The sequence below is a fragment of the Dactylosporangium sp. McL0621 genome (assembly GCF_049995355.1).
GTDB lineage: Bacteria > Actinomycetota > Actinomycetes > Mycobacteriales > Micromonosporaceae > Dactylosporangium.
Map to the genome: position 1 here is coordinate 4,398,599 of NZ_CP188259.1, position 11,977 is coordinate 4,410,575.

Below are 11,977 nucleotides of genomic sequence, written 5' to 3' on the forward strand. Positions count from 1 at the left end.
AGAAAGTGTCAAAATCCGGGCCGCCGCCGTCAAGACGGCGTTAGGAACCGCCGGGTGGCGGGCCCGGGGTGTTGCGCTTGGCGTGTGAGCACCAGCACGCCCGACACCACCCCCGACGACGCGGCGTGGGCCATCAACCTCTTTACCGCCGCGTTGACCCTGACGGCGTTCATCTGCCTCGACTCGTGGCTGGTCGACACGACCGGCACGAGACTGGCGCTGCTCGCCGTGGCGGTCACCGTCGTCGCCGAACGCACCGTCGACGCGCGGACGGCCCTCGGCTGCGCCGCACTCGCGTTCGCGCTCGGCAACGGCTTCCTGCAGAACCACACCGGCAACCTGGTGTGGAGCGCATCCATCGACTACCCGTTCACCCTCGCGCTGTTCGGCGGGGCCGCCCTCGGTCTGTCGCTGGGCCAGGCCCGGCTGGCCTGGCGCCGACGTCGGCTCATGCATCCGTTCCGCATGCTGCTCGACGACGTCCCGGCGCCCGGCGCTGATCGCGCGTCGAGGAGTCGTCGGGAGTACACGCCGACCGGCCGTCGCGACCCCGGCGGACGGGCGTGACCTCCGTGCCGGGGCTGACCAAGCGCCTCATCGTCGGCCGTCCCGTGCGCAGCGACCGGCTCGGCCACACCCTGCTGCCCAAGTGGCTGGCCCTGCCGATCTTCGCCTCCGACGCGCTGTCCAGCGTCGCCTACGCCACCCAGGAGATTCTGCGGGTCCTCGCCGTCGGTGGGCTCGCGCTGCTCTACCTCACCCCCTGGGTCGCCCTGGGCGTCGTCGTACTGCTCGGCGTCGTCGCCATCTCTTACCAGCAGGTCGTGCACGCCTACCCGGGCGGCGGCGGCTCATATGAGGTGGCCTCGCGCAACCTCGGCCCGCTCGCCGGTCTGGTCGTCGCCGGCGCCCTCATGGTCGACTACACCCTCACCGTCGCGGTCTCGGTCGCCTCCGGCATCGACAACGTCATCTCGGCCGCGCCGGCGCTCAACCCGTACCGCGTGCCGATCGCCCTGGCCACCGTCCTCGTTCTGGCCTCGGTGAACCTGCGCGGGGTCAAGGAGTCCGGCAAGGCCTTCGCCGTTCCCACCTACGCGTTCATCGCCGGCATCGTCGCCACCATCGTCGTCGGCGCCCTGCGTTACCTGAACGGGCACCCGCCGGTCGCCGAAAGTGCGCGGTACACGATCGCGCCCCACGCCGCCGGCCTTGCCGGACTCGCCCTGGTGTTCGTCACCCTGCGCGCGTTCTCCTCCGGCTGTACCGCCCTGACCGGCATCGAGGCCGTCTCCAACGGCGTACCGGCCTTCCGCCGACCCAACAGCCGCAACGCGTCGATCACCCTCGGCCTCATCGGCGTCATCGCGATCGTCATGTTCGGCGGCATCACCCTGCTGGCCATCGGCGCGCACGTGCGCTACGCCGACAACACCTGCGACCTCGTCGGCTTCGCCGGCAACTGCGCCGCCACGCCGCAGCGCACCGTCATCGCCCAACTCGCCGCCGCCGTCTTCGGGGCCGGCTCGATCCCGTTCTACGCCATCCAGGCGGCCACCGCGCTGATCCTCGTCCTGGCGGCCAACACGGCCTTCAACGGATTCCCCCAACTCGGCGCGCTGCTGGCCCAGCGCCGCTACCTGCCCCGCCAGCTGCACACCCGCGGTGACCGGCTCGCCTTCAGCAACGGCATCCTTGCCCTGGCGCTGGCCGCGGCCGGGCTGCTGCTGGCCTACAAGGCCTCCGTCGACGCGCTCATCCACCTGTACGTGCTGGGCGTCTTCACCGCCTTCACTCTGTCGCAGTTCGGCATGGTGCGCCACTGGCAGCGGACCCTGGCCGCCGAACGCGACCCCGTCGCCCGCCGCCGGGCTCGCCGCTCACAGACCATCAACGCCGTCGGCGGAGTTCTCACCGGCGTCGTACTGGGCGTCGTCCTGCTCACCAAGTTCACCGAGGGCGCCTACCTGGTGGTCATCGCGGTACCCGTCCTGGTGCTGCTGATGTCCGCCATCCGTCGCCACTACGACCGGGTCGGCCGGGAGCTGCTGCCGCAGCGCGCCGACATGATCCTGCCCTCCCGGGTCCACGCCCTCGTTTTGGTCGGCCGGCTGCACCGCCCCGCCGTCCGGGCGCTGACCTACGCCCGAGCCACCCGCCCCGACACCCTCACCGCGATCGCCGTGAGCATCGACGAGGAGGACACGCGCCGACTCCAAGAAGACTGGCGCCAGTGGGACATCAGCATCCCGCTCACCCTCATCGACTCCCCGTACCGCGAGATCACCCGCCCGATCCTGGACCACATCCGCGACCTGCGCACGGCCGCCCCCCGTGACATCATCGCCGTCTACATCCCGGAATATGTCGTCGGCCGCTGGTGGGAGCAGTTCCTGCACAACCAGAGCGCGCTGCGGCTCAAACTGCGGCTGCTGTTCGAGCCGGGCGTCATGGTCACCAGCGTGCCCTGGCAGCTCGCCTCCGCCGAAGTCCGCGGCGAACGGCTCGGCCGGGCGGGTCGGCAACAGGCCGCGCGCGGCTCGCTCCGGCACGGTGCCGTAGTCGATCCGGAGCACGTTTAGGGGCTGTATCGAAGTGGATGGCCGGGCTGCGGCGGACTCAGACGCCGCCGGGAACCGTAGCGGTCACACCCCGATACAACCCTGGTATCGGGGCGCGCCCGGCGCGGCCCCAGCCGACGCCTGAGCCTCGCCTCGCTCCGACCCCCACTTCGATACAGCCCCTAGCGGTTCGGCGATCCGCGGGCCGGGCCGGTGTCGGCGCCCAGACCGTCGAGTTCGCGGGCCAGCCGCCGCCGGGTCAAGCGGCGGGTCGACCGCAGGACGTGGGGCGGCGGCACGACGATCACGGGACAGGCGGCGGTGGCGAGGCAGCCGCGAACGATCCAGCCCGGCCATCGGCCCAGCCGGCCGCCGGGTCCGCCGAGCACCAGCAGGTCGCGCTCGTGGTCGGCGGCCTCGACCAGCACCTCGTCGGCGCGCCCGTTCGGCGTCGCGACGAGGACGTCGAGATCGGATGGGCCGGCGCCGGCGGCGTGGAACGCCTCGACGACGTAACGGCGGGCCTCGGCCCGCAGCTCCCGCTGCCACGCGGTCGCGGCGGGCCCGCGCCAGTGCGACGGCAGGGCCCATGCGCGGACCGCGTACAGCGGTGCCTCGCGGTGGCGGGCTTCGCGGACGGCGTGCCGCAGGGCGGCCAGGCCGGCCAGGGACTGGGATACGCCGACGACGATGCGGCGTTCGCGTACGACCACAGCTGCGACGGTAGCGGCCGTCGTGGCCCCGACGGCATCAAGGAAGCGTCAAAAAACCGGTAGGGGGCGTATGGATTCCGTCAAGGGACCTGGGCAGGCCGAACCAGCCGGATTTCACTTGCACCGGGGCCCGACGGAGGGCCCACGACGTGACCTCGAAGGGGGTAGTGATGGACGGGACATGGTGGTTGGCGCGGCCGAGATCCGCACCGACCGGCATCACCCTCGCCGCCGGAACGGCCGCCGTGGTGGCCACGGCACTGCCCGCCGCGGCCGTGATCGCACCCTCGGAGTCGATGGCCCGGCTCGCGGCGATGGCCGTGTGCGTGGCGTCGGTGGGCGCGGTGGGCGGCGACCTGGTCGCGGCCATGGCCACGGCTGGGATCGCGTGGGCGGTGCTCAACGGGTTCCTGGTGAACCGGCTGGGCGAGCTGACCTGGCACGGCCGGGCGGATGCGGTGCGCCTGTCCGTGCTGTGCGCCGCGGCGCTGGCCGGCTGGCTGAGTGTCATGTCGTACCGGGTGGCCAGGAATCGGCGGGACGTGGTCCGGATGCGCGTCTGGCTCTATGGCGGCGGGTTCGCGTCGTCGGTTGGTGCATACAAGGAGGCGAGCCCCAGTGGCTGATGTGTGGTTTGTGTTGCTGACGATCGCGGTGTTCGTGGTCCTCGGCCTGGCGGTGCGGGCGGTGGAGCGGCTGTGAGTGCCGAGAACCTTGTCGGTCTGGTCCTGGCGGTCGCTCTGACCGCGTTCCTGGTCGCGGCCCTGTTGTTTCCGGAGCGGTTCTGATGAGTCCCACGGTGGCGGGTGTGTTGTTCATCGTGTCGCTGGTCGCGGTCCTGGTGCTGCTGTACCGGCCGTTCGGTGACTACATGCACCGGGCGATCACGGCCCCGCGTCATCTGCGTGCTGAGCGGTTCGTGTACCGGGTGGTCGGTGTCAACCCGGACGGTGAGCAGTCGTGGGGTGTCTACGCCCGCAGTGTGCTCGCGTTTTCGGCGGTGTCGGTGCTGTTCCTGTATGTGTTCCAGCGGTTGCAGGACCGGTTGTGGCTCAGTCTCGGGTTCGGTCCGGTCCGGCCGGGTCAGGCGTGGAACACGGCGGTGAGTTTCGTGACGAACACGAACTGGCAGTCGTACTCGGGTGAGTCGACGATGGGTCATCTGGTGCAGATGTCCGGGCTGGCGGTGCAGAACTTCGTGTCCGCGGCGGTTGGTGTGTCGGTTGCGGTGGCGCTGGTCCGCGGGTTCGCCCGGTCGAGGACCGATCAGCTCGGCAACTTCTGGGTCGATCTGGTCCGGGTCAGCCTGCGGGTGCTGCTGCCGGTCGCGGTCCTGGCCGCGCTGGTGCTCATCGCTGGTGGTGTGGTGCAGAACCTGTCGGCCGGGACCGAGGTGACGACCCTGGCCGGCGCGGGTCAGCACGTGACCGGGGGTCCGGTCGCGTCGCAGGAGGCGATCAAGGAACTCGGGACCAACGGTGGTGGTTTCTACAACGCCAACAGCTCCCACCCGTTCGAGAACCCGACCGGCTGGACCAACTGGCTGCAGATTTTGCTGATCCTGGTGATTCCGTTCAGTCTGCCGCGGGTGTTCGGGCGGATGGTCGGCGACCGGCGTCAGGGCCTGGCGATCGCGGGCATCATGGCGGTCCTGGCGATCGGCAGCACCATCGCGCTCACCGTCCTGCAGCTGCACCACGCCGGTACCGTGCCGGCCGCGGCCGGGGCAGCAACCGAAGGGGTGGAGACCCGGTTCGGGGTGGCGCAGTCGGCGACGTTCGCCGCGGCCACCACCCTGACCTCGACCGGCGCCGTGAACTCGTTCCACGACTCCTACACCGCGCTGGGCGGGATGGTGACGATGCTGAACATGATGCTCGGCGAGGTCGCGCCCGGCGGGGTCGGCTCCGGCCTGTACGGGATGCTCATCCTCGCCGTCATCACCGTGTTCGTGGCCGGGCTCATGGTCGGGCGGACACCGGAGTACCTGGGCAAGAAGATCGGGGCACGGGAGATCAAGTTCGCGTCGCTGTACCTGCTGACGACCCCGGCCCTGGTCCTCGTCGGCACCGCGACCGCGATGAGCTCGGCGTCGGCGCGTTCCGCGATGGCCAACCCCGGCCCGCACGGCCTGTCCGAGGTCCTCTACGCCTACACATCGGCGTCGAACAACAACGGCTCCGCGTTCGCCGGGATCAGCGTCAACACCACCTTCTACAACACGACACTCGGCCTGTGCATGCTCCTGGGCCGGTTCCTGCCCATCATCTTCGTCCTCGGCCTCGCCGGCTCCCTCGCCCGGCAACAACCGGTCCCCGCCTCCGCCGGAACCCTCAAAACGTACCAACCCCTCTTCATCGGCATGGTCGTCGCCGTCACCGTCGTCGTCGTCCTCCTCACCTACCTCCCAGCCGTCGCACTCGGCCCCCTCGCGGAAGGCATCCAATGACCACCCCGACGCCACGCAGTATCGCCGGCGGCCTGCTCGACCCGGCTCAGCTGTGGCGGTCCACCCCGGACGCCCTGCGCAAGCTCAACCCCGCGACCCTGTGGCGTAACCCCGTCATGTTCATCGTGGAGGTGGGCTCGGTCTTCACGACCGTGCTGGCCGTCTTCCACCCGAGCGGGTTCGCCTGGGCGATCACCGTGTGGCTGTGGCTCACGGTCCTCTTCGCGAACCTGGCCGAGGCCGTCGCCGAGGGCCGCGGCAAGGCGCAGGCGGACACCCTGCGCCGGGCCAAGCAGGACACCATGGCGTACCTGCAGGACGGCACGACCATCAAGGCCGGCGACCTCAAGCAGGGCGACATCGTGGTCGTCGAGGCCGGCCAGGTCATCCCGGGCGACGGTGACGTCATCGAGGGCATCGCCTCCGTGGACGAGTCCGCGATCACCGGCGAGTCCGCGCCGGTCATCCGCGAGTCCGGCGGCGACCGTTCGGCGGTCACCGGCGGCACGAAGGTGCTGTCGGACCGGATCGTCGTGCGGATCACGCAGAAGCCCGGCGAGTCGTTCATCGACCGGATGATCGCTCTCGTCGAGGGCGCGAACCGGCAGAAGACGCCCAACGAGATTGCCCTGAACATCCTCCTGGCGTCGCTGACGATCATCTTCCTGCTCGCCGTCGCGACGCTGCAGCCGCTCGCGATCTACTCGAAGGCCGTGCAGGCGTTCGCCCCGGACAGTGCCGCGCTGGACGTCAACGGTGTCACCGGCGTCGTCCTGGTGTCGCTGCTGGTCTGCCTGATCCCGACCACGATCGGGGCGCTGCTCTCCGCGATCGGCATCGCCGGCATGGACCGGCTCGTGCAGCGCAACGTCCTGGCCATGTCCGGCCGGGCCGTCGAGGCGGCCGGCGACGTGAACACGCTGCTGCTGGACAAGACAGGCACGATCACACTCGGCAACCGCCAGGCGGGCGACCTACTGCCGGTCGACGGGGTGACACCGGACGAGCTCGCGGAGGCCGCGCAGCTGTCATCGCTCGCCGACGAGACGCCCGAGGGCCGTTCCATCGTCGTGTACGCCAAGGAGCACCACGGACTGCGCGAGCGCGACGTCGCCGGCGCCGTGTGGGTGCCGTTCACCGCACAGACCCGGATGTCCGGCGTCGACGTCGGCGGGCGCGAGGTCCGCAAGGGCGCGGCCACGGCCGTGATGAAGTGGGTGCGGGAGAACGGCGGCCGGCCGACGGAAGAGGTTGGGTCCATTGTGGACGCGGTGTCGACGTCGGGCGGCACGCCGCTGGTCGTCGCCGAGCGCGTCGACGGCCGACCGGCCCGCACCCTCGGCGTCATCCACCTCAAGGACGTCGTCAAACAAGGCATGCGGGAACGGTTCGAGGAGATGCGCCGCATGGGCATCCGCACCGTGATGATCACCGGGGACAACCCGCTGACGGCCAAAGCCATCGCCGAGGAGGCCGGCGTCGACGACTTCCTCGCCGAAGCCACCCCCGAGGACAAGATGGCCCTCATCAAACAGGAACAACAGGGCGGCAAACTCGTCGCGATGACCGGCGACGGCACCAACGACGCCCCCGCACTGGCCCAGGCCGACGTCGGCGTAGCCATGAACACCGGCACATCAGCCGCAAAAGAAGCCGGCAACATGGTCGACCTCGACTCCGACCCGACAAAACTCATCGAGATCGTCGAGATCGGCAAACAGCTGCTCATCACCCGCGGCGCACTGACCACCTTCTCCATCGCCAACGACATCGCCAAATACTTCGCGATCATCCCGGCAATGTTCGCCGCCGTATACCCCGGCCTGGACCGGCTCAACATCATGCGGCTGCACTCACCGCAATCAGCAATCCTCTCCGCCGTCATCTTCAACGCCCTCGTCATCATCGCGCTGATCCCCCTCGCCCTGCGCGGCGTGCGGTACCGGCCCGGCTCCGCCGCCGCCATGCTCCGCCGCAACCTGCTCATCTACGGCGCCGGCGGCATCATCGTGCCGTTCATCGGCATCAAACTCATCGACCTCATCGTCATGACCATCCCAGGAATCTGACATGCGCCTCCCAGCCTGGCTCGCCCAGCACCTCGCCGCCCTGCGCACCCTGGCCCTGCTGACCATCGTCCTCGGCCTCGCCTACCCCCTGCTCATGGTCGCCGTGGCCCGGATTCCGGGCCTGTCCGGCCACGCCGACGGCTCGATGGTCGACCGCGACGGCAAACTGGTCGGCAGCGCCCTCATCGGGCAGTCCTTCACCGACGGGAACGGCATCCCGCTCAAGCAGTACTTCCAGTCCCGCCCGTCGGCCGCCGGCGACGGCTACGACCCGACCTCGACCGGCGCCAGCAACCTCGGCCCCGAGAACGTCGTGGACACCCTGCCCGACCCGAACGTCAAGGATGACGAGGGCAAGCAAAGCCTGCTCACGCAGGTCTGCGCCCGCAGCCGGGCGGTCGGCGAGCTCGAAGGCGTGGACGGGTCCCGGCCGTACTGCACGCCGGGCGGCGTCGGCGCGGTCCTGGCCGTCTACCCGGACCACGCCGTCAGCCTCAACGAGGCCTGCCCGGCCGCGCCGTTTGTCCAGCAGTACCAGAACCGGCCTGTCGCCTGCGCCGAGCCCGGCGAGGACTACAGCGGGGCTGTCGTGACCCCGGTCCGAGGCAACGCCCCCGACCGCCCGGCGGTGCCGGCCGACGCGGTCACGGCCAGCGGTAGCGGGCTCGACCCGCACATCAGCGTCGCCTATGCGCGGCTGCAGGCCAAGCGGGTCGCCACCGCCCGCGGCATGGCCACCGCCGACGTCGAGCGGCTCATCGACATGTACACCGACGGTCGTACCCTCGGCTTCATCGGCGAGCCGGGCGTGAACGTCCTGCGGCTGAACCTTGCTCTGGACGCCGACCACCCGGTCCACGGCTGATCAACCGTGCGGCCCGCCGCCGGCGGCGGGCCGCACGACCAGGACGGAGCACGGATGACACGAGGACACTTGCGGGTGTATCTGGGCGCGGCGCCCGGCGTCGGCAAGACGTACAAGATGCTCGAAGAGGGACGCCGCCGCCGCGAGCGCGGCACCGACGTCGTCGTCGGGTTCGTCGAGACCCACGGCCGGCCCTTCACCGAAGCGATGCTCGACGGCCTCGAGGTCGTGCCCCGCATGACGATGCCGTACCGGGGCAGTGACTTCACCGAGCTGGACCTGGACGCGGTGCTGGCCCGCCGGCCCGACGTGGTGCTGGTCGACGAGCTCGCCCACACCAACGTCCCGGGCAGCGGCAACGCCAAGCGCTGGCAGGATGTCGACGCCCTCCTCGACGCGGGCATCGACGTGCTGACCACCGTCAACGTGCAACACCTGGAGTCGCTCAACGACGTTGTCGAGGCCATCACCGGGGTACCGCAGCGCGAGACCGTCCCCGACGCCGTGGTCCGGCGGGCCGAGCAGATCGAGCTCGTCGACATGACCCCGGAGGCGCTGCGCCGCCGGATGGCGCACGGCAACATCTACAAGCCGGAGAAGATCGACGCCGCGCTCGGCAACTACTTCCGGGTCGGCAACCTCACCGCCCTGCGGGAACTGGCCCTGCTGTGGCTGGCCGACAAGGTCGACGAGCAGCTCGACCGGTACCGCACCGACCACGGCATCGACACGACCTGGGAAACCCGCGAACGCGTCGTCGTGGCGCTGACCGGCGGCCCCGAGGGCGACACCCTGATCCGCCGGGCCGCCCGGATCGCCGCCCGGACCAAGGGCGCGGACCTGCTCGCCGTCCACGTCGTCCGCGGCGACGGCCTGGCCGGCGCCGATCCGGCCAGCCTCACCCGCCAGCACCTGCTCGTGGAGTCCCTCGGCGGCACGTACCACCAGGTCCTCGGGGGTGATGTGCCCCGCGCGCTGCTCGACTTCGCCCGTGGCGTCAACGCCACCCAGCTCGTCCTGGGGGCCAGCCGCCGCGGCCGCCTCGCCCAGATGTTCTCGCCCGGCGTCGGCGTGACCACCACCGCCGAGTCCGGCACCATCGACGTGCATCTCGTGACCCACGAGCAGGCCCACCGCGTCCGGTTACGCCTGGGCCGGCCCGGCGGGGGACTGGCGCCGCGCCGCCGGCTGCTGGGGTTCGGCGTCGCACTGGCCGGACTGCCCGGCCTGACCGCCGCCCTCGCCGGCCTGCGGGGCGAGATGGCGCTGCCCAGCGACATCCTGGCCTACCTGGTCCTCGCCGTCGCGGCCGCGCTCGTCGGCGGCCTCATCCCGGCGCTGATCTGCGCGGTCGGCGGGTTCCTGCTGCTCAACTGGTTCTTCACGCCCCCGCTGTACCAGTTCACGATCGCCGAGCGGGAGAACGTCCTCGCCCTCATCGCGTTCGTCTTCGTGGCCGCCGCCGTCGCCACCGTCGTCGACCAGGCCGCCCGCCGCGCCCGTGATGCCGCCCGCGCGTCCGCGGAGGCGCAGACCCTGGCCACCCTGGCCGGCAGCGTCCTGCACGGCGACAATCCACTCCAGGCCCTGCTGGACCGGGTCCGCGAGTCCTTCGCCCTCACCAGCGTCACGCTCCTGGAACGCGGCGGCGAACACGACCCCTGGCGCATCGCCGCCACCGTCGGCGGCCCACCCTGCACCGCCCCCTCCGACGGCGACACCGAGGTCCCCATCGACGACGACGCCGCGCTGGTCCTGCGCGGACACCCGCTGCAGGCCGCGGACCGGCGCCTGATCGAGGCGTTCGCCGCCCATGCCGCGATCGCCCTGCGCCATCAGCGCCTCGGTCATCAGGCCGCCGCCGCGCAGACCCTCGAAGAGGTCGACAAGCTGCGCACCGCGCTGCTCTCCGCGGTCAGCCACGACCTGCGCACCCCGCTCGCCTCCGCCAAGGCCGCCGTCGGCAGCCTCCGCAGTCCCGACATCGACTTCTCGCCCGAGGACACCGAGGAACTCCTGGCCACCGCCGAGGAGTCCCTGGACAGACTCACCCGCCTGGTGGAGAACCTGCTCGACATGTCCAGGCTGCAGGCCGGCGCGCTCGCCATGACGCTGGAACCGGTCGGCGTCGGCGAGGCGATACCGCGGGCCGTCGACGACCTCGGGCCGTTGGCCGTCGGAGTGCGCATCAGCGTCGCCGACGACCTCCCCGAGGTCTACGCCGACCCCGCCCTGCTCGAACGGGTGCTCGTCAACGTTCTGGCCAATGCCGTGCGGCACAGCCCACCCGGCCACCCACCGATGATCGGTGTCAGTGAGCACGCCGGCCTCGTCGACATCCGCATCATCGACCACGGACCCGGCATCCCCGCCGCCGACCGCGACCGCGTCTTCCAGCCCTTCCAACGCCTCGGTGACCGCGACAACGCCACCGGCGTCGGCCTCGGCCTGGCCCTGTCCCGTGGCCTCGCCGAGGCGATGGGTGGCTCACTGCAACCGGAGCACACGCCGGGCGGCGGCCTCACCATGACCCTGACCCTGCCCAGCGCCGACGTCGCCGGCTCCGACCGCGCCGACCCCGCGCTGCTCACACACCTCGACACCCGGCGCGCTGGAAAGGCCGAGCGATGAACCGCACCCGGATCCTCATCGTCGACGACGAGCCGCAACTGCTGCGTGCGCTGCGGATCAACCTGCAGGCCCGCCAGTACGACGTGGTGACCGCCGGCGACGGAACCACCGCACTGCGCCTGGCCGCCGACGAGCACCCCGACGTCGTCGTCCTGGACCTCGGCCTGCCCGACCTCGACGGCATCGAGGTGCTGCGGACGTTGCGAGCCTGGACGCCCGTGCCCGTCGTCGTGCTGTCCGGCCGGCTCGGCAGCAGCGAGAAGGTCGCCGCCCTCGACGCCGGAGCGGACGACTACGTGACCAAGCCCTTCAGCGTCGACGAGCTCCTGGCGAGGCTGCGCGCCGTGTCCCGCCGCCGCATCGAGTCCGAGCCGGTATCGGCCGTGCGCATCGCCGACTACACGGTCGACCTTGCCGCGCACGATGTGCACCGCACCGACGACCCGAGCCGGCGGCAGCACCTGACCCGCACCGAATGGCGGCTGCTCGAGCTGCTGCTGCGCAACCCCGGCCGGCTGGTCGGCCACCGGGAGCTGCTCGCGCACGTGTGGGGCCCGACGTACGTGGAGGAGCACCACTACCTGCGGCAGTACATGGCCCAGCTGCGCCGCAAGCTCGAGGCCGACCCGGCGCGGCCGCGACACCTGCTGACCGAACCGGCGATGGGCTACCGCTTCCAGCCCTGACCG

The 11,977-nt window shown here is 71.0% G+C and carries 10 protein-coding genes; 9 read left to right on the forward strand and 1 reads right to left on the reverse strand.

Going from position 1 to position 11,977, the window contains the following annotated elements; all coding sequences use genetic code 11:
* Positions 1–84 precede the first annotated feature (84 nt).
* Together ACPPVO_RS20925 and ACPPVO_RS20930 are read left to right on the forward strand one after the other, a co-directional pair.
* Positions 85–567: a hypothetical protein gene (locus tag ACPPVO_RS20925; protein ID WP_426512884.1), complete on the forward strand. Its 483-nt coding sequence runs from the start codon at positions 85–87 to the stop codon at positions 565–567.
* Positions 564–2,582, forward strand: a complete 2,019-nt coding sequence (locus ACPPVO_RS20930; protein ID WP_426512885.1) for an APC family permease — start codon at positions 564–566, stop codon at positions 2,580–2,582. The genes ACPPVO_RS20925 and ACPPVO_RS20930 overlap by 4 nt, the downstream gene beginning before the upstream one ends.
* 161 nt (positions 2,583–2,743) lie before the next feature.
* Here the strand turns inward: ACPPVO_RS20930 and ACPPVO_RS20935 are convergent, their stop codons facing one another.
* Positions 2,744–3,274 carry a universal stress protein gene (locus ACPPVO_RS20935; RefSeq protein WP_426512886.1) on the reverse strand — a complete coding sequence of 177 codons (531 nt, stop codon included), beginning with the start codon at positions 3,272–3,274 and terminating at the stop codon, positions 2,744–2,746.
* Between the two features lie 170 nt (positions 3,275–3,444).
* Between ACPPVO_RS20935 and ACPPVO_RS20940 the strand changes: the two genes are divergently transcribed.
* From ACPPVO_RS20940 to ACPPVO_RS20970, 7 genes are all read left to right on the forward strand, one after another.
* Complete coding sequence (locus ACPPVO_RS20940) at positions 3,445–3,900, forward strand: hypothetical protein (RefSeq protein WP_426512887.1); 456 nt, start codon at positions 3,445–3,447, stop codon at positions 3,898–3,900.
* Positions 3,901–3,972: 72 nt separating this feature from the next.
* A complete protein-coding gene (gene kdpF / locus ACPPVO_RS20945; RefSeq protein WP_260723139.1) occupies positions 3,973–4,062 on the forward strand; it encodes a K(+)-transporting ATPase subunit F in 90 nt (29 codons plus the stop codon).
* On the forward strand, positions 4,062–5,723 hold the full coding sequence (kdpA, locus tag ACPPVO_RS20950) for a potassium-transporting ATPase subunit KdpA (RefSeq protein WP_426512888.1): 1,662 nt from the start codon (positions 4,062–4,064) through the stop codon (positions 5,721–5,723). Before kdpF ends, kdpA begins: the two co-directional genes overlap by 1 nt.
* Positions 5,720–7,792: a potassium-transporting ATPase subunit KdpB gene (gene kdpB / locus ACPPVO_RS20955; RefSeq protein ID WP_426512889.1), complete on the forward strand. Its 2,073-nt coding sequence runs from the start codon at positions 5,720–5,722 to the stop codon at positions 7,790–7,792. The genes kdpA and kdpB overlap by 4 nt, the downstream gene beginning before the upstream one ends.
* Before the next feature lies 1 nt (position 7,793).
* Entirely contained in the window at positions 7,794–8,657 is an 864-nt protein-coding gene (locus ACPPVO_RS20960) for a potassium-transporting ATPase subunit C (protein WP_426512890.1), read from the forward strand.
* 54 nt (positions 8,658–8,711) lie between these two features.
* Complete coding sequence (locus ACPPVO_RS20965; RefSeq protein WP_426512891.1) at positions 8,712–11,288, forward strand: ATP-binding protein; 2,577 nt, start codon at positions 8,712–8,714, stop codon at positions 11,286–11,288.
* Entirely contained in the window at positions 11,285–11,974 is a 690-nt protein-coding gene (locus tag ACPPVO_RS20970; RefSeq protein ID WP_426512892.1) for a response regulator, read from the forward strand. Before ACPPVO_RS20965 ends, ACPPVO_RS20970 begins: the two co-directional genes overlap by 4 nt.
* Positions 11,975–11,977 lie beyond the last annotated feature (3 nt).

What these genes read in the sequence shown, in the direction of transcription:
- ACPPVO_RS20940 (WP_426512887.1), top strand. Translation starts at nt 3,445, where the DNA reads ATGGACGGGACATGGTGGTTGGCGCGGCCGAGATCCGCACCGACCGGC.
- kdpA (WP_426512888.1), top strand. Translation starts at nt 4,062, where the DNA reads ATGAGTCCCACGGTGGCGGGTGTGTTGTTCATCGTGTCGCTGGTCGCG.
- kdpB (WP_426512889.1), top strand. Translation starts at nt 5,720, where the DNA reads ATGACCACCCCGACGCCACGCAGTATCGCCGGCGGCCTGCTCGACCCG.
- ACPPVO_RS20960 (WP_426512890.1), top strand. Translation starts at nt 7,794, where the DNA reads ATGCGCCTCCCAGCCTGGCTCGCCCAGCACCTCGCCGCCCTGCGCACC.
- ACPPVO_RS20965 (WP_426512891.1), top strand. Translation starts at nt 8,712, where the DNA reads ATGACACGAGGACACTTGCGGGTGTATCTGGGCGCGGCGCCCGGCGTC.
- ACPPVO_RS20970 (WP_426512892.1), top strand. Translation starts at nt 11,285, where the DNA reads ATGAACCGCACCCGGATCCTCATCGTCGACGACGAGCCGCAACTGCTG.